We start from the raw sequence: 24,252 nt of genomic DNA, 5'->3' as shown, positions 1-24,252 counted from the left end.
ATGAAAACAGCCATTCTGGCGACGATCCTTCTGGCCTCGAGCCTAGGGGGAGCGGTCGCGCAAAATGCAAGCACCGCGGAGCCCGAGGTTCTCGCTGACGGCAACGGCGCTGTCAGCAGGCGCTTCGATAACACCAGCAAGGTTCGTTTCATCGAGATCTTTCTCGCAGGTCGCGATGCGAAGACGGGGAAGGTGGTTGCCGCCTGCCACAACAGCATATTCACCTCGAAGGGAATCCCCGCGTCGAGAGACACTGCCCCGCAAATGTTGGTCGAAGGCCTTGATTTCGAGGCCATGAAGAAGGACTTCGGCGTGCTCGGCGCATCGTTGAATGGTCCGAAAATCTGGCTGCCGGATTGGGTCGAGGTCACCGTCGGAAAGCAAAGAGAGTTCAACGGAATCGCCACCGCATGGGTCGCCCAGTTGAACCTTGGCAGCAACGTGAGCGTCTCGGAAACCACTCCGTACAAGCCGATCACCATCGCGCGGGAGAGCGGGCTCGGTTGGAAAAAGGGCGCCCTGGCGCTTCTTCTCGACGATGCCGAGGGCAATACCTGGATCATGAAGGGATTCCAGCTAGGCCTCAAGCCGCAGCATACCTTCGAACAATTCGTTGCCGCAGGAGCAAGCAACTTCAAGCAGCTCCCGCCCGGGTGGAAGTTCCGGATCAAGACGCTTGAGAAAGATCTGACCGAGGTACCCAAAAGTGGTATCGCTACGATCATGTCGGACGAGTTTTTCAATGTCTACGACAAGACCGGACCTGGGATGAGCGACTACAAGCCGTAGTCGTCGACGACAACTCAGGCATGCCGCCTGAAATGGGAGCGTGGGGGGTACGATTGCAGCGCGATAGATCGGGACGCAGGTCCGGCTTCCTGCGATTGTGGCTGAGCGGCGTTTTCGCGTCCGCCGCGTTCGCTTCGTTTTCGCCTTTGGTCGCCCATGCCGATGAGAGCGGCATTTCGTTCTGGCTGCCGGGATTGTACGGCAGCCTCGCCGCAACGCCTGCCACGCCGGGCTGGTCGGTGGCTGCCATCTACTACCATACGAGCGTGGGTGCCTCAGGCGCGGCCGCGGCGTCGCGCGAGTTCCAGGTCGGACGATTTTCTCCGACCGTCAACATCGATCTCAATCTGGCTTTGCGCGGCCAGGCCGATCTGATGTTCATCGCGCCGACCTACACGTTTGCGACGCCCGTACTCGGCGGCCAGTTGTCGGCGACGCTGGCCAGCGTCTACGGCAGAAATTCCGCGAGCATCGCCGGTACGTTGACGACGGTTGCCGGTCCGATCGTCAGCACGCGCACCGGATTCCTCGAAGACGCACTCGTCTCTTACGGAGATCTCTATCCGACCGTGAAGCTCAAGTGGAATAACGGCGTCCACAATACCATGGTATATGGCGCCGGCGATATTCCCGTCGGCGACTACAGTCGGAACCGGTTGGCCAACATCGGCATCGGTCACGGCGCCATCGACTTTGGCGGCGGCTACACTTATTTGAATCCGACGACCGGCACGGAATTCTCGGCCGTCGGCGGCTTGACCTACAATTTCAAGAATCCCGATACCCAATACCAGAGCGGCATCGATTTCCATCTGGACTGGGGCGTGTCGCAGTTCCTGTCGAAGCAGGTCTTCGTCGGTTTCGTCGGCTACGCCTATCAGCAGATTACCGACGACTTCGGTCAACCCGCCGTTCTCGGCGGCTTCCGCTCGCGCGTCCTCGGCGTTGGCCCGCAGATCGGATATATTTTCCAGATCGGCAGCAATCAGGCGTTCCTGGGGCTGAAGGGATATGGCGAGTTCGACGCCGCCAACCGGCCGTCGGGCTGGAACACGTGGCTGACGTTCTCGATCTCGGAGGCCGCGCCCGCCAGCACGGTGGCGCCGACTTGGCACAAAGTGTCGAAATAGAATAGAGAAGTATCGACCTCCCGCATTGGACTGAATTCCGGCATTGTCATATCGGGTGGTTCCGCGGCGGTGCAGCACGTCCGTCGCTTCGGACCGAAACGGCGGTCGAGCTGCGCTTACCCACTCCGGATTGATGAGTACGTGTCCTAGCATGCGGGAGCTTCGTTTCACGTTGCGCGGCTTTGGCGCGGTTTTGGTTGCAGCGCTGCTGGCGCTGTCGGCCCATGCGGCATTTGCCGGCGACGCCGCACCGGCCGATCAGATCTCGGCGTTCCGGCTCGCGCATGGCGAAGGCCGCGTGACGCGCGACGCGACGCTTGACCGCATCGCGATGGAGCAGGCGCGTGCGATGGCCGACAAGGACGATCTCAGCCACGAGGTGCTCGGCCCGTTCACGCGCCGCGTCGCGCCGTCGAAGGCCGGCCGCGCGGCCGAGAACATCGCCTACGGCTATGACAATTTCGACAAGACGCTGGGACAGTGGATCAACTCGGCGGGTCATCGCAAGAATCTGCTGCTGCCCAAGGCGACCAAGGTCGGCATCGCCAGCGCAAAGAATGCCAGCGGCAAGCGCACCTATTGGGCGATGGTGATCGCCGGCGACTACGACGCCGCCAAGCCGAAGGGCGCTCCGAAGAGCAAGGCCAAGGCCATCGTCGCGCAGACCGCGACCCGATCCGAGAAAGGCAACGCTACGCCGGCGACGCGCTGGGGCGCCAAGCCGCCGACATCCGCCTCCAAGGACTGCCACCTCAGCATCAAGGTCATCGGTCTCTGCATCTGAGCGCCAGGACTCGCAGCCGTGGCTGGGACGCCATGCCTTCCGCGCGATCACGGCGTTGTGCGAGCAGGCTCGTTGCCGAGGCGAGTTTAATCAGATATGCAAGTTTTGGTTGTCTTTTTGGCAGCCGGTATTGTGAAGATTTTTCATCACATTTTGAACGGAGACTATCATGGCAGTCATTGAGCAGGCCTCGGCCACCAGCACCAATCCGCAGACCGTCTCGGCGTCCTTCCAGTGGTCGCTCACGTCCTACGAGGAGCAGGGCAATCTGTGGCTCAAGTGGAGCACGAACGCACCCTTCCGCGCGCAGCAGGGGCAGATTTGCGTCTACAACGGCAGCAGCTTCCCCGCCGATCCGCAGAAGGACCGCAAGGCCTGGTCGTGGGACAACGAGCACGGCGGCGGTTCGGGATGGGACACGGGCCAGCGCTACGGCTCCGACTGGCACTGCGCCTGGATCGCTGAGAAGAGCCCGAACGGGCCCTACGCCTACGCGGTCAAGCTCATCACCAAGGGCATCTGAACCAAGAGCCCGTCACAACCACGGCGCCTGGCGGGCCGAGCCGGACCCGGCCGGCCTCGCAGAGGCCCGTGATCCGACGCTGAGCCGCAATCGAAGAGGTGCGGGAGACGACCATCGCCCGCACCTCATCGCGACAGACTTTGGCGAGCGGCGATTGCTAGCCCAGCCTTGCCGCAGCGCTGAAGGCCGCCGTCTCAGCGTTGCTGCTTCGTCAGGTGCAGGTAGGCCGGATCGAATTCGCCGATCTCGCTCAGGCGCGGCCAGTCATGCACCGTCAGCGTGCCGCTGCGGAAATCGACGGCGCGGCTGGCGCGCAGCTCCAACAGGGTGCGGTTGACGGTGGCAATCGCCATGCCCAAGGCCTCGCCGAGCTGGATCAGGCTGACCGGCAGCCGCAGCTGGCCGTTGCGCACGAGGCCCGGCACGCGGGCGCGATAGAACAGCTCGCAGAACAGGTGCGCCAGGCGCGCCGGCTTGCTCCGTGCGCTGTTGTTGGTGATCGCCTCGCGGAAGATGGCTGCGTCCATCAGGGTCTCGCGCCAGATCGCAAAGCCGAGTGCCGGGCGCCGGCTCATCGCCCGGATCAGCTCCTTGTGCAGCACGCTGGCCACGGCGGCCGGTCCAATCGCGCAGACCGCATGATCCATGCGGTCGAGGAACAGCGCCTGGGCGTCAGGCCAGTCGCCTAGCATGTGGAAGGAGAGATATTGCCGCGCGCCGCTCGGCAGCAGGTGATAGCGCGCCACCCATCCGGACAGCACGACGACGGAGCGGTCCGGCTCGTCGCCCTGGCGGATCAGGTCCTCATGATCGACCAGCTCGCGCGGGGCGAAGCTGAGCGTCTTGATCTCGGCGACGTCGTCGTTCGAGAGCTGCGAATGCTCCTTGAGCTTGGTGATGACGGTCCGGTTCGCTTCCATCGCAATCGTGCCCGTGTCGTCCTCTCGCATATCAAATGAGATGATGCCGCCGGCAGTTCCGAACTAAAGTTGAGCGCAGAAGATGCGGGTAAAAGTCACCGGGCGCCGCCTCGGGAGAACAGTCATGCCCCACATTGCGTTCCTCGACCTGGTCCGGCGCTTGTTCGGCGGTTCAGCTGCCGATGGCGAGAGCAGCACGGTGGGGAACGACGGCCGCTCCGGTCCGTTAATGCATCCGATGTCGGATCAGGAACTCTCGCGCGCCATCCGCGATCTGCGCCGCCATCGGCCATCCGAGACCGCGCCGAACAGACCCGCACGGCGTTCGTCGGCTGCGCGGCGCGATCGCTCGTGACTAGACCGATCGCGCCGGCGCCGTGTCCTGCTCCATCAGAAACAGCATCAGCCGCACCAGCTCGTCCTCCAGCTCGCGTGTGCCGACGAGGCGATGCTCGCGCATGACGGCGGCCCGGATCGGTCCCAGCGCAGCGCGCACCAGGATGAAGCGGCGCGCGGCCGGCATCGTCTCGCTCCGCAATCCCGCCGCCTCGATCAGCCGCTCGGTCATGCGGTCCACCATCTCGTGCAGCGCCTTCTGCAGCTCCGCGTCATGGCCCAACAGGCCGAGCAGATAGCGCCGCACGCGGTGACGGCCGGCGAACGGGGCAAAGCCCTGGCGCACCGCCGCGCGCACGATCGCCTCGCGGCCGAACCCGCGATGCGTCTCCAGCGCCTCCGCGAACTGCGCCTCCTGGCGGGCGAACTCGCGCAGCACCAGCGCACGCAACAGCGAGGTCTTGTCCCTGAAGTAGCTGTAGAGCGTGCCGATCGAGAAGCCCGCGCGCTCGGCGATGGCGTTCGTGCTCAGGCCCTTGCCGCCGCCGCTCTGCAGAAGTTGAGCGGTCGCCTCGAAGATCACGTCCAGGGTCTGCCGCGTGCGCTTCTGCACCGGGGTTTTTCGAAGCATTTCAGGAGCTTGCTGCACGGTCTGGACCTTGGCTGGCGGACGGGCGAAATCGAGTAGGCGTTGCCGCCGGCTCGGGTTAGATCAGAGCCCGCATGCGGGCGGCCGGACAATGAGTGGATGGGCTCCGGGCCGAGCCTGCTTGCACCGGGCTGAACCTCATTTGAACGAAGGACTGATTGCCATGCTGCGCGTCGCATTCCCGTTTGTCACAATCATCGCCATCTCCCAATGTCTTCTGTCGCAGGCCGCGCTGGCCGGCAACCGCGCCGCCGCCGACAGCTGCGCCGCCAAGCTGTCGCCGGTGGCGAAGCAGATCTACGACGTGACCGCGCCGGCCATCGGCCCGGACAGCGTCGTCAAGGACGCGATCGTCGAGCGTGTCAGGCCGCTGGTGATGGCCGGCAAGTTCGATCGCGACACCGCCCGCGCCAACGCCACGCCGGCCGGCGAATGCCTGGTGCTGCTGAAGTAGGTCGCGCCGCGCCCCATAAGGTTTGGAGGCTGCGACGGGACATGAGGCCGCAGCCTCCCAGGGCAGGCGGAGTCGCTCCGGGACAACCCGGCTTGGCAAGTCAGCCGACTCGCACATCCATAGGTGATGCTGGACCTTCTCACCCGTCACTGGGTTGCCGGTGCCGCGTTCATGGCTGCAGCGCTGCTGGCGGCCTGTCGCTGCTGCCGCACGTGATCATCGCCGCCAACGCCGTCCGGCGCGTGTCGCACGCCCGCGCGGTGGCCTGAGCGCGCGTCCTCATTCGCCCGGAGCGAGCTGGATCGTCCGTGCCGGCTCTGGCCGACGGCGCAGCCGTCTGCGCGAGACGTAGAGCAGCACGCCGGTGATCCCGAACAGCGGCATCAGCGCGGCGGCGAGCATGAAGACGAATTGGCCGGACCAGCCGAGAATGCTGCCGCGGTGGATATCCAGGATCCGCGCCAGGGCGCGCTCGCCCACGGTCTTGTCGGCGTAACGCTCGGCCGCGAGCAGCCGGCCGGTCGCGCCGTCGATGCGGAATTCGTCGCGCCTGCCGTCGTGCGCCTCGCTCGGCCAGGTGCGCACGCGCACCGACGTGCCGACGCCCGTGGGCAAGGTGAGCTGCATCACGGCAAAGCGATCCCCGATCTGTTCGCGCAACGTGGCCCACACCAGATCGAGCGCGACGAGCTTGGCCTGCGCTGTGGAATCTGCGCGGCCGTCGCGTGAGGCCTTGCCGGGCATCGGGGCGGGCGACGAGGACGGCGCGAGCAGCCAGGTCAGGCCGTCCTTGTACCAGGCGTAGGAATAGGAAAGACCGGTCAGCGCCATCACAAGGTAGATTGGCAGCACCCACGTGCCGATCACGCTGTGCAGCGAGCGATGCAGGCCGCGACCGTTCAGGCCGAGCTGCGGCTTGAGCCACAGCGTCGCGCTGCCGGCCCGTCGTGGCCAGCGCAGCACGAGGCCCGTGATCAGCAGCACCACGAGCCCGAGCACCGCGGCGCCGGTGATCTGGCGGCCGGCGCCATTGCCGTCGCCCGGCAGCAGCAGCCAGCGATGCAGGTGGCGCACGGTCGTGAAGAACGCCTCGCCGCGGGGCTCACCGAGCACGCGGCCGAAATAGGGATCGACCAGCAGCGAGGAGGACCGGCCGCCATCCTCATTGCGCGCGAAGCGGACGCGCACGGCCGCCAGGGGATCGCGCGACAGCGTGATCGCCGAGACCTTGCCGAGCGCCGGATCAGCCTGCAGCCGCGCCACCAGTTCGGCGGGCGAAAGCGGCGCTTCCGTACGCGGCGCGACGTGGGACAGTTTGGCGTTGAGACCGGCCTGGATCTCGTCCTCGAAACCCATGATCGCGCCGGTGATGCCCAAGAGGGAGAGGATCAGCGCGGCCGCAAGACCCAGGACAGAGTGGATCTGCAGCAGCGCCGGTTTGATGCGGAAGGACGTCACGCACGCTTCTCCTTCTCAGAACTTCACCGTGGCCGACAGCGACACCCGCCTGGCATCGCCGACCGCGACGTTCAGCGCGCTCACGGCCGAGGGGTAGTAGACGTTGTCGAACAGGTTCTTGACGTTGAGCTGATAGATCACCGGCAGGTTCTGGTGCCTGGTCTCATAGGTCGCGAAGAGGTCGGCGACCACATAGGACGGCAGCACGAAGCTGTTGGCGGCATCGCCGGCGCGGTCGCCGACATAGCGCGCGCCGCCGCCGAGCCGCAGCTGGCCGGGCAGGGCGGTACCGAAGTCGTAGACGAGATAGAGCGAGGCGGTGTTGAGCGCGACGTTCTGCAGCCGCTTGCCGGCATACACCGGATCCTCCGTGACCCTTGCGTCGGTGTAGCCGTAGCTGCCGATCATGCTCCAGTGATCGGAGAGCTTGCCGGTGACGTCGAGCTCGGCGCCGCGCGAGCGCGCCTTGCCGGCGGTGGTGTATTCGACCACGTTGCTGGCATTGGTCTGCGACACCAGCACGTTGCGCTTGGCGATGTCGTAGACGGCGACGGTGCCGGACAGTCGCTTGTCGAGGTCGAACTTGAAGCCGGCCTCCCAGGCCGTGCCTTCTTCCGGCGCGATGCTGGAGCCGAGCACGACGCCGCCGCTGAGCGGGGCGATCGTCGAGTTCGGCTTCAGCGATTGCGTGTAGCTGGCATAGAGCGAGAGCTGGTCGCTGAGCTTGAGGATGGCGCCGCCGAGCGGCAGCACCTTGTCGGCGGCGACATCGGTGTTGGCCTTGAACGGGCGTCCGCGTCCGGCGATCTGCTCGTAGTCCATGTAGCGCACGCCGCCGACCAGCGCGAGCCTGTCGGTGAGATGCAGCGTGTCCTGCAGGAACAGCGAGTAGGTGCCGAGCTTGTCGGTCTGGTCGCTGTCGGTGGCCGAGATCGTCGTGCCCGGCTGGATCAGTCCGTAAACCGGATTATAGATGTTGAACGTCGAGACTTTCTGACGGATCAGGTCCTGGCGATAGATCGTGCGATATTGCGCGTCGCCGCCGAACAGCACCTCGTTGCGCAGGCCGCCGATCCAGAAGACGCCCTGCAGGTAAGACGTGCCGTAGCTGACCCGACTTAGCGAGCCCCAGGTGCCGTCGTTGCTGCGCGTCTCCGCGCCGGTGGTCGCGTCGATGGAGGTGATGCGCAACTGGTTGGCGCTGTAGGTCTCGGTGTTGTAGCTGTAGGCCGCGGTCAGCTTCCAGTCCTCGTTGAGCCTCTGCTCGACCGAGGCCTGGACGAGGTCGGATTGTCCCCACATGTTGTTGTAGGGCTCGTCGAGCCGCCGCGTCGCGGGGATCGCCAGCGGCGCGCCGTTGACGAAGGCGGTGCCGCGATCGAACGGGCTGATGAACTCGCGATGCTCGTAGGTGAGCTGGACGGTCGTCATGTCGCCGTACCAGGCGAGCGACGGCGCCACCAGCATCTCGCGGTGGCGGCCGAAATTGCGCCAATAGTCCTCGCTGACGCCGTAGCCGACGAAGCGATAGGCGAGCCCGCCATCGCCGATCGGGCCCGTCACGTCCACGGTGCCGTCCGCGCCGGTCTTGTCGTTGGCATAGGCCGAGCCGAGCAGCGTGACCGAGCCGTGCTGATACAGCTCCGGCCGCTTGCTGATGGTGGTGACGATGCCGCCGGGATCCATGATGCCGTAGAGCAGCGAGGCCGGCCCCTTCAGCACCTCGACGCTCTCGACCGCGGCGGTGAGGCTGCGTCCCTGCACCAGCGGCATGCCGTTGCGCATGATCGAGCCGTCGCGGTTGTCGCCGAAGCCGCGCCGCATCACCGCGTCCTGGGTGCCGGCGAGCGTGTTGGTCTGGGTGACGCCAGAGATGTTGGCGAGCGCGTCGTCGAGATTGCGCGGCAACTGATCCTTGATCACCTGCGCGGGCACGACATTGACCGACTGCGCCGCATCGAGCGGCGAGGCGCCGCTGCGCAGGGTCGTCGCGCTCGGCATGGCGCGATAGTTGAGCTTGGCGGCATCGAGCACCGCGGCCTCGGCTGCGGCGCGCTCGGCGCGCGTCGGCATCGGCGGTGGTTGCGCGGCGCGCCGTGCCGGCTGCGCCTGGGCGCGGCGCTGTGGCGCGCCAGAGGTGGCTTGAGGTTTACGCTTCGGTGTCGACGAGTCCACCGTCACCGGCGGCAGCTCGGATTGAGCATGGACTGTGGAGGAGCAGAGCAGGTCGGCGGTCAGGGCACTCAGGATCGCAATCGTGTGACACATGCCGGAGCGCGGATCGCGCCGGCCTTCCATCTTCGTCATCGTTTACTTTCACTTCCAACGTCGCGCCGTTCAAGCGAACGGCTTGCATGACGTGGTGTGTAGCAACGAGGTCGAGCGATGAACACGCCGCGCTGAGTTGAATTGCTCTAAGCAGCGCGGCGCCGAAATGTTCTGAATTGGTTCGGACCTGCGCGCGCACGCGGCAGCTTTGCGGCCTCGCGCGCGAACTGATCATGGGGTGCGCAGACCGATGCACGAACGTGCAGACGTTGCGCATGCGCGGCGCTTCTTCACCCGCTTTGGCGAATGAAGCACCGTCGGTCTCATTTTTCGGGACTCGGCGCCGACCCTTGTCAGCGCATCGGATACGTCGTGCCGGAATGCGCGCTCATCGTGCCCCATCGATGCGCGCGATCGACCGGGACTATTGTGCCGCGGCGAGCTCCAGCTCCGCCGGCTTGCCGGGCCCGATCAGCGGAATGTCGAGCGTCACGCGCGTGCCCTGCTGCGGCTGGCTGTCGAGCTCGATGCGACCCCCGAGCGTGGACGCGACGAGGTTGAAGGCGATGTGCAGGCCGAGGCCGGCATTGCCCTTCTCGCGGCGCGTGGTGAAGAACGGATCGAACACCCGGCCGCGCACGTGGTCGCGCATGCCGACGCCCTGGTCGGCACAAACGATGCGCACGGAGTCATCGCTGGTCCGTGCGACCTCCACGGTGAAGACGCCGCTGATGTCGCCAGGATAGGCATGCGTCGCCGCATTGAAGGCGAGGGTGCTGATGACCTGTCCGAGCGCGCCGGGGTAGCTGGTGAGCACGATGCCCTCCGGGCAGGAGAGCACGACCGTCAGTCCCTGACGCGCCAGCAGCGGGCGGAGCTTCGCGACGTGATCGCTCATCCAGCCCAGCAGTTCGAACGTCTGCAGCGTTTCGTTGGCCTGGTCGACGGCGACCTGCTTGAAGCTGTGCACCATCTCGGAGGCACGGTGCAGGCTCTGCGTCGTCAGGTGCAGACCCTGCTGCAGCCGCTCGACCCCCCGCGCCAGATCCGAGCGCCGCACCAGGCCGCCGCCGAGCATGCGGGCGATCGCCTCGACATCGGCTTCCATCGCCGTCGACGTGGTCAGCGCGAGGCCCAGCGGCGTGCTGACCTCGTGGCCGACGCCGGCGACGAGCTGGCCGAGCGAGGCCAGCTTCTCGGCCTGCACCAGATGAGCCTGCGTGGCATGCAGATCGCGCAACGAGGCTTCGGAGCGTTCCTTCTCGCGCTGCAGCGCCTCGGCGGTGCGGAACTGCTTGCGTGCCTGGTACTCCCGCGCCCCGACGGCATAGAGCGAGAGCAGGCAGGCATTGCCGACCAGCGAATGATCGATGAAGCGCAGGCCGGGCGGCAGCGGCTCGGTCGCAAGACTCTCGGCCACCGCCAGCGCGCTCCAGCTCGTTGCACAGAAGATCGCGTAGGAGCCGGTGCGCAACGGCAGCATGGTCGATACGAACAGGATGACGATGATCATGCCGGCCGCGGAGTAGGTGAAGCCCGACGGCAGCACCCAGTAGATCGTCGGCAGCACGCAGCCGGGGATCACGCAATAGACCAGATGAATCGGCTCGGCCCATCGGCGCGCCGGCGTCGACAGCAAAGCCGTCAGCGGCAGCAGCACCAGCGCGGCGGTCCCGCCGCGGATCGCGAACGTGGTCGGCACGATCTCGGGATAGAGCACCCAGTCCCACAGCGTGTAGCCGGCAAAGGTGAGGGCGCCGAGCAGCATCGCGATCTGCGTCCAGGCGGTGCTGCCGCGGACGTAATGGTCGACGAAACGCCGCTCCTCGACGGCATCCTCGAAACGGAGACCCAGACGCTCCAGCAATCTCAACATTATGCCACCGCAATCGAAAAACGATCCCCCGCCGCGGAGTGAGAGCCTCGGCGGGAGGGCAGACATACACGAGATGATCTGTTTGAGAAAACGACGGGAGATCGCATCCGCCGTCCGCGGCACGCAGAGCGCTATGAGAACTGTTCCGATTCTCGCCGTGCGGCATGTCTCCGCCCAGCCGAACGGAGCCGATCAGTGCTGCAGCATTTGCGCTCGACTTTCGTCAGGCTGCGCAGAGCAGCTGAGGACTCATGGCGCCGCATGACCCTCGACCACTACGTCCTTGCCGTAGCGGCCCTTCGTTCGGAACGTCACCTTGTCGCCGTCGAAGCTGAGCCGCCAATTGCGCTCCTCGCCCTGGCCAACGAACTGGGCGTCGATCACGAAGGTCGTGGCGTCGATCCAGCTGCCCTTCATGGCCCGGTAGGTGAAGGGCTGCCAGGGATGGGGCGGCGCGGTCTTGCGATAGAGGCCATCGAGGCCGATCGGGCTCTGCAGATGCACCGTGCCTCCGGCGCGGTCCCGCGAGGGGATGTCCCAGGTGACCTGCGGTTCCGGTCCCGTGAGGTCCAGCTTGATCGTGTTGATGCCGAGCGGGCCGGGCGGGAAGCTGTAGGTCTTGCCCGAGATGGAAGCCGCCATCTCCGGCACGGCTCCGACCGGGCCTCGCGTTTCCGTCGCGACCTCGCGGACATCAGCGGCGAGCGCGGCTGCCGCTTCCGGCGCCGCAGGCAGGGCGCTGTCAGATGTCACAGTGGCCGAAATGGTGTTGGCGAGCTTGCGGAATGGACAGAACTCGCGCGCGGTCATCACCGCCACGATGTCGCGGTCGGGCAGCACCATGATGACCTGGCAGTGGTAGCCGACCGCCATGAACACGTGTTTGTCCGGCAGGGCCCAGAACTGATCGGCGTAGGAGAGCCCCGGATCGAACTTCGCATTCATGCTGACGGTGGCGTGGTTGACGGCTTCGATCCAGTCCGGCGGCAGCAATTGCTGCTCGCCCCAGCGGCCGCGCCGCAGATAGAGGTAGCCGATCTTCGCCATGTCGCGCGGCTTCAGCGCCAGCCCGAAACCGCCGGCGGAAATTCCCTGGGCATCCTTGAACCAGGCGTGCTCGGTGATCCCGAGCGGCCCAAACAGCCTCTCCTTGGCGAAGTCCTCCGCGCTCTTGCCGGTGAGCTTCGTGACGATCGCGGAGAGCAGATGGGAGTTGCCGCTGTTGTAGTAGAACATCTCGCCGGGCGCTTGCGCCATCGGCCGGTCAAGGATGTACTGCACCCAATCCGGGCTCCGGCCCATCTCGTAGAGGGATGTCTCGGCGCCGCCGCTATAACCCTCGTCCCAGTCGAACCCGGAAGTCATGTTGAGCAGGTGCTGCACCGTGAGCGCCTGCTTGCGCGCGTCGACATTGTCGATCTTGCGATCCTTGAAGAAGTCGAGCACCGGATGATCGAGACTGTCGAGCACGCCGTCCTTGAGCAGCATCGCAATCAGCGTCGAGACCACGGCTTTGGTCGCGGAATTGATGATGTGCGGCTCGTCGGCCTTGTAGGGCGCGTAGCTGGCATCGAGCACGATGCGGCCATGGCGCGTGATCAGCAGGCTGTCGAACCTGAACGTCTTGCCCGCGGCGACGAGCTTCGCCAAGGCCGCCGAATCCATCCCTTCATCCTCGGGGGTGGCGATTGGCCAGTCGGATTGCGGAAAGCCGGCTCGGCTCGCCTCATCGGCGGCCGCGTGGGGCGTCAGCGGACAGACGAGCAGCAGGGCGACGGCAAACCAGAATCCGGTCCTGACACGCAACATGGCATTCCCCCGGCGAACGGAGTGTAGGACATGCTATCAGAGCGCGACAATCAATCAAAGATTGCGTGATGATCGCCGCGCGCCGTCATACTGCCACCGGCGCTCGCCTCATACCCGGTGTCGTCCCGGACAAGCGCGCAACGCGCGCGCCGATCCGGGATCCATAGCCCCAGGGAGATGTGCGAGGCACGATGGCCGACCGTTCTCGCCCAGCCACGTCGGCCGCGGCGTATGGGTCCCGGGTAAGGTCCGCCAACGCTTGCGCGTTGTCGGACTTGCCCGGGACGACAGCGAATGTGTGGCCGGCAATCATCCTCATCGGTCCTCTCGGTCGGACCAATGCGCCCGCAGCGAGGCGGCAATGCTCTGCGGCCGCTCGACGATGCTCCAGTGGCCGGCGTCCTGCTCGACATGGAGCTGGGCGTCATGGCGCTGCGCGAAGCGGCTGAGGGTGTCGAGCGACATGTAAGGATCACGCGTGCCCGAGATCACGAGGCCGCGGCGTGGCAGATTCGCCAGCCGTTCGATCCAGTCACCGCTGAAGCGAAGCGTGTTGGCGGAGCGATACAGCGCGAGGATCGACCGGCGCATCGGTGCCTGCCATGCCGCGGCTTCGCGCGCAGCAAGCTCTGCTGGCAGGCCGCTCTGGCGGAACGCACGCGCCATCATGCGTTGTGACGACAGCGCCATGAACAGCTCGCCCAGGATCGGCGTGTTCCAGATCCGCGCGATCAGATGTCCCCGATAGTCCGCATCGAGCGCCGCGCCCGCGATGGCCCAGGAGCGCACCAGTTCGGGCCGCAGCGACGCCGCCCGCAGCACCAGCAGCGCGCCCCAATCATGCCCGATCAGATCGAGCGGCCCGAACGCCGCATGCTGCGCCTCGATCAGCGCCAGGAGCCAGTCCGCGTAGGCGTCCTTGGTGCCTGCGAAGCCCGCGGGCGGCTCGCCGCAGAAGCCCGGCAGGCAGGGCACGGCGACGGTTGCGCCGAGCGCTGCGATCAGCGGTCCCCAGATCGCGGGCGTATCGGGGACGCCGTGGAGAAAGAGGCGGTTGGTCATGGCTCGTGCCTAACACAGGCCGTGTCGCTGCATCATGCACAAAAATTCTACTTTCTTTTTTTCAGAAATCATGATTGTATGCGCCATCCCGCCTCGTCGAAGAGGGGCGTACGCGTCGTCACGATACGTGGAGTGCGGGGAGCGATGGCCGTGAGGCGCCGGTGGACGACCGGCGTTTTGCGGACGGCGAAGTCGTGTGGTCCTGGCCTCCCGATGCTGAGGTCAAGTTCGTGCCGTTGCGTGAAGCCGCGGCGCGGACGATGGGGGCAAGAAAGCCCGGTCCCCAGGGAGAGCGCGAAGTAAGCCGTAAAGCCGTTGCGCAGGGAAGGCCGGGATGTCCTGGCCGATCCTGTGGTTCCTGCCCCGTGCATTTTCTATCGCACGGGGGCCGCGGGTGTCGGCAGACGCCCGGTCTTCCCTGCACCCTCTGATGGAAGAGGGTTCGATGCCGGTGAACAACTCGGGCACGGATGTGTCGCGGGAGCGTGAAATGCGTGCTGGTGCAGATGCCGACAACCACACCCTCACCGTCATCCCGGACAAGCGCGCGGTCACGCGTGCGCCGATCCGGGATCCATAACCCCAGGGAGATCTGCGAGGCACGACGGCCGCTCCAACTCGCCCAGCCAAATCCGCCGCGGCGTATGGATCCCGGGTCGGCGTCCACCAACGCTGGCGCGTTGGCGGCCTTGCCCGGGATGACACTATTTATAGGGAGAGCGGCGCGGGCCCGCCCCAATACGTCACCCCTCCTGACCATTATTCGGCGTTGCGAGACCCTCCCATTCCCAGTAAAAGCGCTGTCGAGGGCACCTCGGCAACAAACCGTCAACGGTTTTGCCGCACAGTTTTCGTGTTCTCACAAAAGGGTTTGGCAATGCTGATTCGCAGCGCAGAGATCGAGGCCATCGCCGGGGCAGACGCCCGGACGATCGCGCTCGCCGCGCTGCAGCCCGCCGACCTGATCGGCGCGATCGAGCTTCTGCTTCTTAGCTGCCCCTGAGGGCCGGCTGGGCGGGATGCGCCTGGGCACTCAGGGGGCTGCTTCGACACCGAAACACCCTTCAGCGCCTCTGGAAGCCACGCGCACCACCCGAAAAGTTCGAGGAAAGCAGATGTCCAATCCCGTTCAGTCCGACAAGGACCGCGTCGTCATTTTCGATACCACCCTGCGCGACGGCGAGCAGTGCCCCGGCGCCACCATGACCTTCGAGGAGAAGCTCAACATCGCGGCCATGCTGGACGGCATGGGCGTCGACATCATCGAGGCCGGCTTCCCGATCGCGTCCGACGGTGACTTCGAGGCTGTCAACGAGATCGCCAAGCGGTCCCAGAACGCGGTGATCTGCGGCCTGTCGCGCGCCGGCGCCAAGGACATCGACCGCTGTGCGGAGGCGATCCGCCCGGCCAGGCGCGGCCGCATCCACACCTTCCTGTCCACCTCGCCGGTGCACATGAAGTACAAGCTGCAGATGGACCCGCAGCAGGTCTACGAGCTGGTGATCTCCTCGGTGACGCGCGCGCGCAACCACACCGACGACGTCGAGTGGTCGTCCGAGGACGGCACCCGCACCGAGTTCGACTTCCTGTGCCGCTGCGTCGAGGCTGCGATCAAGGCCGGCGCCACCACCATCAACATCCCCGACACCGTCGGCTACGCCGTGCCGGAAGAGTATTACGACCTGTTCAAGCGCGTGCGCGAGAGCGTGCCGAACTCCGACAAGGCGGTGTTCTCGGTCCACTGCCACAACGACCTGGGCATGGCGGTCGCCAACTCGATGGCCGGCGTCCGCGCAGGCGCCCGCCAGATCGAATGCACCATCAATGGCATCGGCGAGCGCGCCGGCAACGCGGCCCTGGAAGAGGTCGTGATGGCGATGCGCGTGCGCAACGACAAGCTGCCGTACTGGAACAAGATCGACACCACGCAGCTCACCCACGCCTCGAAGGTGGTCTCGGCCGCGACCTCGTTCCCGGTGCAGTACAACAAGGCCATCGTCGGCCGTAATGCGTTCGCGCATGAGAGCGGCATCCATCAGGACGGCATGCTGAAGAACGCGCAGACCTACGAGATCATGCTGCCGGAGACGGTCGGCGTGAAGCAGACCTCGCTGGTGATGGGCAAGCATTCCGGCCGTCACGCCTTCGTCCACAAGCTGGAGGAGATGGGCCACAAGCTGGCAGGCAACCAGGTCGAGGACGCCTTCGTCCGCTTCAAGGCGCTGGCCGATCGCAAGAAGCACATCTACGACGAGGACATCGAGGCCTTGATCGACGAGGGCATGGTCAGTGCCCATGACCGGATCAAGCTGCTGTCGCTGTCGGTGATTGCCGGCACCCGTGGCCCGCAGCGCGCCACCATGAAGCTCGACGTCGACGGCGTGACGAAGATCGAGGAGAGCGAGGGCAACGGGCCGGTCGATGCCGTCTTCAACTGCATCAAGTCGCTGGTGCCGCACGAGGCCAAGCTGGAGCTGTACCAGGTCCATGCCGTCACCGAGGGCACCGACGCGCAGGCCGAGGTCTCGGTCCGCCTGTCGCAGGATGGCCGCTCGATGACCGCGCGCGCGGCGGATCCGGATACGCTGGTGGCATCTGCGAAGGCCTATCTGGGTGCGCTCAACAAGCTCGTCATGAAGCGCCAGCGCGACGTGGCGCAGGGCGCGGGTACGGCGGCCGCAGCGGCGAGCTGAGCTCACGATCGTCGGTTGGGGCCGAACCTTGCTTCGTCATTCCGGGGCGACGCGCAGCGTCGAACCCGGAATCCCGAGCTTGGCTTGCGCCAGCGCCAATAACCTCCGGATTCCGGGCTCAGCCGCTTGCGCGGCTGCCCCGGAATGACAGTCACTACCATTTTTGCGCTGCAGCACGGGAATCCCCGCCTCTGCGGCTAACGGTCAATGGCATTCCGGCCGGCGACCCGCTAACAATGTCCTTGGCATACAAAGCGGGGGCGTCATTGCAATGTCCCCCGAAACGTCGGGAGGACACCTTGCACTTCAAGTTTCGCCATGTGATCGCCACCGCCGCCTCGCTCGCGGTGCTCGCTCTGGCCGGCCCGGCCCTCGCTGCCGACAATCCGATCGTGATCAAGTTCAGCCACGTGGTGGCCTCGAACACCCCGAAGGGCCTCGCTGCCGACAAGTTCAAGGAGCTGGCCGAGAAATACACCGACGGCAAGGTCAAGGTCGAAGTCTATCCGAACTCGCAGCTCTACAAGGACAAGGAAGAGCTCGAGGCGCTGCAGCTCGGCGCGGTCCAGATGCTGGCGCCGTCGAACTCGAAGTTCGGCCCGATCGGCATCAAGGAATTCGAGGTGTTCGATCTGCCCTACATCCTGCCCGACCTCGCCACCCTGCGGAAGGTGACCGACGGCCCGCTCGGCGCCAGGCTGCTGAAGCTGCTCGAGCCCAAGGGAATGATCGGGCTCGCCTACTGGGACAACGGCTTCAAGCAGATGAGCGCCAACAAGAAGCTCGTCGATCCCGCCGACTACAAGGGCCTGAAGTTCCGCATCCAGTCCTCGAAGGTGCTGGACGCGCAGTTCCGGACGCTCGGCGCGATTCCGCAGGTGATGGCGTTCTCGGAAGTCTACCAGGCGCTGCAGACCGGCGTCGTCGACGGCCAGGAGAACACGCCCTCGAACATCTATACCCAGAAGATGCACGAGGTGCAGAAGTACATCACGCTGACCAATCACGGCTACATCGGCTACGTCGTGGTCGTGAACAAGAAGTTCTGGGACGGCCTGCCGCCGGATATCCGCGCCGCCTGCGAGAAGGCGATGAAGGAAGCGACCGCCTACGGCAACAACCAGTCGGCGAAGGAGAACGACGACGCGCTCGAGGAGATCCGCAAGTCCGGCAAGACCGAGCTGGTCAAGCTGACGCCGGCCCAGGACGAGGCGATGCGCAAGGCGATGATGCCGGTGTACAAGGACGTCGCGGGGCGCGTCGGCCAGCCGCTGATCGACGAGTTCCTGAAGGAGACGCGCGGCACGACCAACTGATGGCGTGAGGCGAGCGGTGCGCGGGCCATGGTCCGCGCATCGAGGGGGTGAAGCACTCGGCGCGCAAGAAGGCAGACGGCGCAGCCAAGCGCCGCGGACGTTTGATTGTGGGGGTAGGGGACTTGGGCTTTCTGTTGCGCATCCTCGATCGGCTCGAGGAGATACTGATCGCATTCCTGATCGCGGCGGCGACCTCGATCATCTTCCTGGCGGTGCTGCATCGCTATCTGGTCGGCGTGCCGCTGTTCTATCCGCTGCTGTTCCCGATCGACATGTCCTGGGCGCAGGAGCTCTGCATCTACATGTTCGTGTGGATGGCGAAGTTCGGCGCCGCCTACGGCGTGCGCACCGGCATCCATGTCGGCGTCGACGTCGTCGTCAACATGATGCGGCCATCGCTGCGCAAGGTGACGGTGCTGTTCGGCCTGCTTTGCGGAGCGCTGTTCACCTCCATCATCGGCACGATGGGCGCCAAGTTCGTCTACGGCCTGTCGCAGACCGACCAGGTGACGCCCGACATGGAGCTGCCGAGCTGGCTCGTCTACCTCTGCATCCCGCTCGGCTCCTATCTGATGTGCTTCCGCTTCCTGCAGGTCGCCTGGCACTATCTGCGCCACGACGAGCTACCGCATCATGATCATGCGGCCGTCGAGGGCATCGAGACGACGGGCGTGGAGGCCGCGCGATGAGCAGCCTCCTCATCTTCAGCCTGCTCATCTTCCTGATGCTGACGGGCATGCCGATCTCGATCGCGCTCGGCTTGACCGTGCTGTCCTTCGTCTTCTTCATGACCAACGTGCCGACCGAGTCGGTCGCGCTGAAGCTGTTTACCGGCATCGATAATTTCGAGATCATGGCGATCCCGTTCTTCATCCTGGCCGGCAACTTCCTGACCCATGGCGGCGTCGCCCGGCGGATGATCAATTTCGCCACCTCGATGGTCGGGCACTGGTATGGCGGCCTCGGCCTTGCCGGCGTGATGGCCTGCGCGCTGTTCGCCGCCGTGTCCGGCTCGTCGCCGGCGACGGTGATCGCGATCGGCTCGATCATGCTGCCTGCAATGGTTCGCCAGGGCTTTCCGAAGCGCTTCGGCGCCGGCGTCATCACGACCTCGGGCGCGCTGGGCATCCTGATCCCGCCGTCGATCGTGATGGTGGTCTATGCGGTCGCCACTGGCGGCAGCATCGCGCTCGATCCGGCCGGCCATCGCGTCTCCTCGGCCTCGGTCGGTCAGCTGTTCATCGCCGGCGTGATCCCTGGGCTGATGCTGGCGAGCCTGCTCGGCTTCACCACCTTCTACCGCGCCTGGAAGAACGACTATCCGCGGATGCCGCGGGCGAGCTGGGCCGAGCGCCTCGTCGCGTTCCGCAAATGCATCTGGGGCCTGCTGCTGATCGTGATCGTGCTGGGCGGCATCTACACCGGCAAGTTCACGCCGACCGAGGCCGCGGCCGTCAGCGCCGTCTATGCCTTCGTCATCGCGGTGTTCGTCTATCGCGACATGTCGCTGAAGGACGTGCCGAAGGTGCTGCTCGGCTCGGCCAATATGAGCGCGATGATCCTCTACATCATCACCAATGCCGTGCTGTTCTCGTTCCTGATGGCGAACGAGAACATCCCGCAGCAGATCGCCAACTGGATGGCAGGCGCCGGCGTCAACTGGGCGGTGTTCCTGCTGGTGGTGAACATCCTGCTGCTGCTCGCCGGCAACGTGATGGAGGCGACCTCGATCGTCTTGATCATGGCGCCGATCCTGTTCCCGGTCGCGGTCAAGCTCGGCATCCATCCGGTGCATCTGGGCATCCTGATGGTGGTCAACATGGAGGTCGGCATGTGCCACCCGCCCGTCGGGCTCAACCTCTACGTGGCCTCCGGCATCGCCAAGATGGGCATCACCGAACTGACCATTGCCGTCATGCCCTGGCTGCTGACGATGCTGGGCTTCCTCGCGCTCGTCACCTACGTGCCGGAAATCTCGCTGTGGTTGCCGCGCATGCTGGGGATGCTTTGAGGCGCGGCAACAAACTGAAACTGATTTGCAAAAACAGAAAGGTATTTGAAGCAATTACATCTTCGTAAGGTCGTACACTCTGTCCAAACTGTAAGTTGAAGGCGCGGAACGGCAGGCTCATGCTGATCCGACTTTCCAAGGAGGTTGGCATGAGAAGGTTCACCATCGCCGCTGTCGCCGTGCTCGCCATCGCCGGCTCGACCGCGGTCTACGCCCAGCGCGGCTGGTTTCATGATCACATGCACCATGCGCGCATGAATCCGGAAGATCGCGCCGCCATGCTCGATGCGCGCATCGCTTCCGTCCATGCCGGACTGAAGCTGACGGCGGACCAGGAGAAGTTGTGGCCGCCGGTCGAGAGCGCGGTGCGCGATCTCGTCAAGCTGCGGTTCGATCGTGCCAACGCGCGGATGAAGGCCGCCGACGAGGCGCAGGACAAGGATGTCGATCCGGTGGCGCGACTGCGCGAGCGTGCCGACACCATGGCGGTCACGGCGGATGCGATGAAGAAGGTCGCCGACGCCGCCGACCCGCTCTACAAGACGCTCGACGACGGCCAGAAGCGCCGGCTGTCGATGCTGACCCGGCCGATGGGGCGCATGATGGGACCGGACGGTCCGCGCCATCACCGCTGGATGGAGCGCGGCGAGGGCGGCACGGAGGATGGTCCGGGCTTCGGCGAGCATCGTTTCGGCCCGGGACCGATGGGCCGCATGGGCTGGTCCGAGGAGGACCGCGAGTCCGGACGGCTCTGACAGCCGTTTAACGATCCGTCTGATTTCACTTGGGGAAAACCGCCGCCCGCCGGCGGTTTTTCTGCATCGAAAGTGCCGAAAAATCCTCAGGGATCGCTGGACATCTCGGAATCGCTTTGCTAAACGACCGGCTCTCGCGGAAGGCTTTCTCCGGATGCAAGATCCGGGCGCATAGCTCAGTTGGTAGAGCAGCTGACTCTTAATCAGCGGGTCCTAGGTTCGAGCCCTAGTGCGCCCACCAAGCCTTTCAAGGACTCTTGGCTGATCCCGTGAATTGGCTGATCCCGTGAAGCCATTCCGACAAGCGGTCATTTCGGAAGATGCCGGCGCTTGATCTCGCCATTGAGCCGCTCGATCGGATCGGTCGAATGCAGCTTGGCGCGATGCGGACAGGACCTTGCTGACTGAAGCCTTGATGTCTTCATCCGCGTCGGAGATCACAAGTTTGACGCCGCACAGCCCACGGCGGGCGAGCACGTGCAGGAACGCCGTCCAGAATGTCTCGGAGGGACGATGTCCATGCCGAGAACCTCGCGGCGGCGGCCGTCGCTGTTCAGCTGCTCGCCTTCCGGAGTGACCTAGCGGCCGTCGGTCTGCCGGCCTGGCCTCCCGTCGTGGACAGGTGAGGACGCGCCCGGTTTTTCGTATTCTCATCACATGCAATGCGTCGAGCCTACCGCGCCGGGGTTTTTTCCCTTTTTACTCGCACTTTCTTCAACTGGGCCCAAGGCTTGGAGGGAAAAGCGGGCCTGGAAACCACTCTGCGCTCCAGGCAGCGGAGATGTTAGAATAAGCTCGCCGCCAACGCCGGAGGCGATGGCTCTTGCAATGGCCAGGCCCAGGCCGGACCCTTCTGCATCAGTACGACCGCGCTCGAAGGGGCGGGACAGGCGCGTCAGCAACTCTGGCGGAACCGGCGGTCCTTCGTTGGTCACCGTGAGCACGCCAATGTTTGAAAGTGTCACTGTGACCGGAGCGTCCGACGCTCCGTGCTTGAGGCCATTCTCGATCAGGTTGCGCGCCAGAATGGCAAAAGCATCGGTATCAATATCCAACAGAACCGGCGTGGCAGGAATATTGAGAACAAGCCGGCCGGCCGTGGCTGGATCGCGCATTATCTCGTCTGAGACTAATTTCAGCGCGGAGGCGATGTCGATCGTCTCCTTGGCTTGAAGGCGCCCGCCCTCGGCCTTTGCCAGTTGCATCAACTTTTCAGACAGTCGCCAAAGTCGCCGCAGCGCCGTCTCGATCTGCTGTGCCCGACTTTGCGCCGCAGCGTCCTGCGTCTCCGCGATCAGCCGCTGTGTCTGCGCCAACGCGGCGGCGATCGGTGTACGCAATTCGTGCGCAGAGTTGGCAGTAAAGCTTCGCTCGGCTTCCAGTGCACGCCGAAGCCCTTCCAAGAGGTGGTTCACAGCGTCGGCAATCGGTGCGATCTCGGAGGGCAGGTCTGCGACCGGAATCGGAGACAGGTCGCCGCTGCCACGCGCCTCTATACCCCTCCCCAGGCGCCTGACCGGCGCCATCGAGACGCGCACGACGCCCCAAACCGCCACAAGACCGAGAGGCACCAAGAGGCCGAGCGGCAGAGCCAGGCCGAGGAGAGCCTTGTTTGCGACCTCGCGACGGTGGGCAAGCGGTTCTGCCACGGCGATCGTCACCGTGTTTCGCAGCGCGGCGTCGAAGTAGAGTCGGTGGGTCGCTGTGTCGACGAACCCCGTCTTGGCGAAAGGCGGAAATATCGCGTCGTCAGCGCGGTGCGAGCGCAGCAGCACGGACCCGCGCGCGTCGCGCACGATATAAGTGAAGTACTCGTCATGCTCCCTCAGGGTCGCAATACGCTGCGAGGTGTCGCCGTCCTCGCGGTCCAGGATGTCGAGCACTGCGAGTGGCAGGATGCGCTGGGCTGTTTCCTCGAGCGCACTATCGAAAACCCTGTTCATTTCGTGGCGCAGCCTTTGAGCTGTCGCGACGGCTGCGACGATCCAGAGAAGTGCGATGCCGAGTCCTAGCCATAGCGAGATGCGCCACTGCAAGCTGCGCGGCGGCATCATGCGCTGTGTCCCAGTCGGTAACCGAGACCACGCACCGTCTCGATGACGTCGTGTCCGAGCTTCTTGCGAAGCCGACTGACGTGCACCTCGATGGTGTTGCTCTCGATCTCTTCTCCAAATGAATAGAGCCGTTCCTCAAGAATGGTCTTTGACAGGACCCGACGTGGTCGCTGCACGAAGGTCTCGAACAGCACCCATTCCCGCGCTGTCAAGTTGATGTTCTTTCCTGCACGGGTGATTGAGCGGGCGGCCAGATCGATCTGGAGATCGCCGATCCCGATAAGGGGATTCGGATTGCCGGAATAACGACGCGCGACGGCGTTCAACCGCGCCGAAAGCTCCGAAAGATCGAAGGGCTTGATCATATAATCGTCCGCGCCGGCGTTGAGGCCTTCAATGCGATCGGAGAGTTGATCGAGTGCCGTCAGGATGATGACCGGCGTCACCGTGCCCTCGGTGCGGAGATCGCGCAGGAGCTTGATACCGCGACCGTCGGGCAGCATCAGATCCAGCAGAAGCAGGTCATAGGCCGTGCTGCGCAGATGGTCCTGCGCGGCATCAAGGCGGGTAACCCAGTCAACTGAGTGTCCATCGGAGACGATCTGGTCGCGCACCGCAGCGCCCAGAATCGTGTCGTCTTCAATCAGCAATATCCGCATCGCCTCATTCCGCCCACCCCCCATCCATCTCGGATCATAGATAGTCATAGAGGGGAATCTGACGTTGACCTGGCGCAAAAGCCACAGCGTCTTCAGGTCGCCGTCAGGAAACCGGCTCACAAGGACGACAGGTTGAGGCTTCGAACGGGAGCAGGAAACGTGAAAGCGATAGCAGTGATCGTCGCCATTCTGATGGGCACTCTGGCGCCGGGTCTGGCGGTGGCTGATAGTGACGACTGCAAGGTTCCCATGGCCCAATGGCAGCCGCGCGAAGCAGTCGAGCAAATGGCAAAGGCGCGCGGCTGGACCGTGCGAAGGATCAAGATCGACGACGGATGCTTCGAGATTAGAGGGCAGGACGAGAACGGTCGTGACATCGAGGCAAAGGTGGATCCCGCATCGCTCGCCGTGATCCGCGTGAAACAGAAGCGTGGAGAGCACGGCAGGAACCGCGATGATGAGGAAGACGGTGCCCGGCGTGGTGGACGCTCCGGGCCGGGGGGAGCCCCTGAGCCAGCGGGAGTACCGCCTTCCAACGGGCTTTTTCAGGGCGGTGCCGCCCCCAAGGCCGAAGTCAAGTGATGCCGTGGTACGGAGTCCATCTCGTTGGAGCCGTGATCAGAGAAGGTGAGAGTCGGCGCAATTGACTTCCATTGCCTGAGGCGAACGAACACATCGCGTTCAAGGACGCCCCGCCTGCTGCGGG

At 64.9% G+C, this 24,252-nt stretch carries 22 protein-coding genes, 1 tRNA gene and 1 pseudogene; 14 read left to right on the top strand and 10 right to left on the bottom strand.

Going from position 1 to position 24,252, the window contains the following annotated elements; translation table 11 throughout:
* The 4 genes from QX126_RS00455 (at position 1) to QX126_RS00440 (ending at position 3,226) form a co-directional block, all read left to right on the top strand.
* Positions 1-789 carry a hypothetical protein gene (locus QX126_RS00455; RefSeq protein ID WP_315736930.1) on the top strand — a complete coding sequence of 263 codons (789 nt, stop codon included), beginning with the start codon at positions 1-3 and terminating at the stop codon, positions 787-789.
* A 101-nt stretch (positions 790-890) separates the two neighbouring features.
* Positions 891-1,919 (top strand): transporter, encoded by a 1,029-nt coding sequence (locus tag QX126_RS00450; RefSeq protein WP_315779365.1) that lies wholly within the window; start codon positions 891-893, stop codon positions 1,917-1,919.
* 151 nt (positions 1,920-2,070) lie between these two features.
* The gene (locus QX126_RS00445; protein WP_315778643.1) at positions 2,071-2,703 is read left to right on the top strand and encodes a CAP domain-containing protein; all 633 of its coding nucleotides are present in this window, start codon (positions 2,071-2,073) and stop codon (positions 2,701-2,703) included.
* 169 nt (positions 2,704-2,872) lie between these two features.
* Positions 2,873-3,226, top strand: coding sequence for a hypothetical protein (locus QX126_RS00440; protein ID WP_315778641.1), 354 nt, complete (start codon positions 2,873-2,875; stop codon positions 3,224-3,226).
* A gap of 194 nt (positions 3,227-3,420) precedes the next feature.
* Here the strand turns inward: QX126_RS00440 and QX126_RS00435 are convergent, their stop codons facing one another.
* Positions 3,421-4,146, bottom strand: coding sequence for a Crp/Fnr family transcriptional regulator (locus QX126_RS00435; RefSeq protein WP_315778640.1), 726 nt, complete (start codon positions 4,144-4,146; stop codon positions 3,421-3,423).
* 355 nt (positions 4,147-4,501) lie between these two features.
* Positions 4,502-5,113 (bottom strand): TetR/AcrR family transcriptional regulator, encoded by a 612-nt coding sequence (locus QX126_RS00430; RefSeq protein ID WP_315778638.1) that lies wholly within the window; start codon positions 5,111-5,113, stop codon positions 4,502-4,504.
* Positions 5,114-5,294: 181 nt separating this feature from the next.
* On the opposite strand from QX126_RS00430, the gene QX126_RS00425 reads away from it, so the two are divergent.
* Positions 5,295-5,585, top strand: a complete 291-nt coding sequence (locus tag QX126_RS00425; RefSeq protein ID WP_315756329.1) for a hypothetical protein — start codon at positions 5,295-5,297, stop codon at positions 5,583-5,585.
* Between the two features lie 279 nt (positions 5,586-5,864).
* Here QX126_RS00425 and QX126_RS00420 read toward each other — a convergent pair whose 3' ends face one another.
* The 5 genes from QX126_RS00420 to QX126_RS00400 form a co-directional block, all read right to left on the bottom strand.
* Positions 5,865-7,043 carry a PepSY-associated TM helix domain-containing protein gene (locus QX126_RS00420; RefSeq protein ID WP_315778636.1) on the bottom strand — a complete coding sequence of 393 codons (1,179 nt, stop codon included), beginning with the start codon at positions 7,041-7,043 and terminating at the stop codon, positions 5,865-5,867.
* 15 nt (positions 7,044-7,058) lie between these two features.
* Positions 7,059-9,350 carry a TonB-dependent siderophore receptor gene (locus QX126_RS00415; protein ID WP_409999062.1) on the bottom strand — a complete coding sequence of 764 codons (2,292 nt, stop codon included), beginning with the start codon at positions 9,348-9,350 and terminating at the stop codon, positions 7,059-7,061.
* A gap of 385 nt (positions 9,351-9,735) precedes the next feature.
* A complete protein-coding gene (locus tag QX126_RS00410; protein ID WP_315778634.1) occupies positions 9,736-11,187 on the bottom strand; it encodes a HAMP domain-containing sensor histidine kinase in 1,452 nt (483 codons plus the stop codon).
* Between the two features lie 249 nt (positions 11,188-11,436).
* The gene (locus tag QX126_RS00405; protein WP_315778633.1) at positions 11,437-12,996 is read right to left on the bottom strand and encodes a serine hydrolase; all 1,560 of its coding nucleotides are present in this window, start codon (positions 12,994-12,996) and stop codon (positions 11,437-11,439) included.
* A 315-nt stretch (positions 12,997-13,311) separates the two neighbouring features.
* Entirely contained in the window at positions 13,312-14,058 is a 747-nt protein-coding gene (locus QX126_RS00400) for an alpha/beta fold hydrolase (protein WP_315778631.1), read from the bottom strand.
* Positions 14,059-14,392: 334 nt separating this feature from the next.
* Here QX126_RS00400 and QX126_RS00395 point away from each other — a divergent pair, with 334 nt between their 5' ends.
* The 8 genes from QX126_RS00395 (at position 14,393) to QX126_RS00360 (ending at position 21,074) form a co-directional block, all read left to right on the top strand.
* Positions 14,393-14,638, top strand: a complete 246-nt coding sequence (locus QX126_RS00395; protein WP_315778629.1) for a hypothetical protein — start codon at positions 14,393-14,395, stop codon at positions 14,636-14,638.
* 297 nt (positions 14,639-14,935) lie between these two features.
* Positions 14,936-15,061, top strand: a complete 126-nt coding sequence (locus QX126_RS00390; RefSeq protein WP_284423887.1) for a hypothetical protein — start codon at positions 14,936-14,938, stop codon at positions 15,059-15,061.
* Positions 15,062-15,173: 112 nt separating this feature from the next.
* Positions 15,174-16,751, top strand: a complete 1,578-nt coding sequence (locus QX126_RS00385; protein WP_315736950.1) for a 2-isopropylmalate synthase — start codon at positions 15,174-15,176, stop codon at positions 16,749-16,751.
* A gap of 299 nt (positions 16,752-17,050) precedes the next feature.
* Complete coding sequence (locus QX126_RS00380) at positions 17,051-18,067, top strand: TRAP transporter substrate-binding protein (protein ID WP_315736952.1); 1,017 nt, start codon at positions 17,051-17,053, stop codon at positions 18,065-18,067.
* Between the two features lie 122 nt (positions 18,068-18,189).
* Positions 18,190-18,756 carry a TRAP transporter small permease gene (locus tag QX126_RS00375; protein WP_315778627.1) on the top strand — a complete coding sequence of 189 codons (567 nt, stop codon included), beginning with the start codon at positions 18,190-18,192 and terminating at the stop codon, positions 18,754-18,756.
* Positions 18,753-20,078, top strand: a complete 1,326-nt coding sequence (locus QX126_RS00370; protein WP_315771638.1) for a TRAP transporter large permease subunit — start codon at positions 18,753-18,755, stop codon at positions 20,076-20,078. Before QX126_RS00375 ends, QX126_RS00370 begins: the two co-directional genes overlap by 4 nt.
* Before the next feature lie 149 nt (positions 20,079-20,227).
* Positions 20,228-20,833, top strand: a complete 606-nt coding sequence (locus QX126_RS00365; protein ID WP_315778625.1) for a Spy/CpxP family protein refolding chaperone — start codon at positions 20,228-20,230, stop codon at positions 20,831-20,833.
* 165 nt (positions 20,834-20,998) lie between these two features.
* Positions 20,999-21,074: transfer RNA gene (locus QX126_RS00360), tRNA-Lys, on the top strand.
* 134 nt (positions 21,075-21,208) lie between these two features.
* Here the strand turns inward: QX126_RS00360 and QX126_RS00355 are convergent.
* The 3 genes and pseudogenes from QX126_RS00355 to QX126_RS00345 form a co-directional block, all read right to left on the bottom strand.
* Positions 21,209-21,390, bottom strand: a pseudogene (locus QX126_RS00355) (transposase); the annotation flags it as partial.
* A gap of 96 nt (positions 21,391-21,486) precedes the next feature.
* On the bottom strand, positions 21,487-22,887 hold the full coding sequence (locus tag QX126_RS00350; protein WP_315778623.1) for an ATP-binding protein: 1,401 nt from the start codon (positions 22,885-22,887) through the stop codon (positions 21,487-21,489).
* Complete coding sequence (locus QX126_RS00345) at positions 22,884-23,546, bottom strand: response regulator transcription factor (protein ID WP_315778622.1); 663 nt, start codon at positions 23,544-23,546, stop codon at positions 22,884-22,886. The genes QX126_RS00350 and QX126_RS00345 overlap by 4 nt, the downstream gene beginning before the upstream one ends.
* 159 nt (positions 23,547-23,705) lie before the next feature.
* Here QX126_RS00345 and QX126_RS00340 point away from each other — a divergent pair, with 159 nt between their 5' ends.
* Complete coding sequence (locus QX126_RS00340; RefSeq protein WP_315771633.1) at positions 23,706-24,128, top strand: PepSY domain-containing protein; 423 nt, start codon at positions 23,706-23,708, stop codon at positions 24,126-24,128.
* Positions 24,129-24,252 lie beyond the last annotated feature (124 nt).

The sequence above is a fragment of the Bradyrhizobium sp. SZCCHNPS1003 genome (assembly GCF_032381555.1).
GTDB lineage: Bacteria > Pseudomonadota > Alphaproteobacteria > Rhizobiales > Xanthobacteraceae > Bradyrhizobium.
The sequence above is the reverse complement of the archived record's forward strand: the minus strand, read 5'-3'. Positions and strand labels throughout refer to the sequence as shown.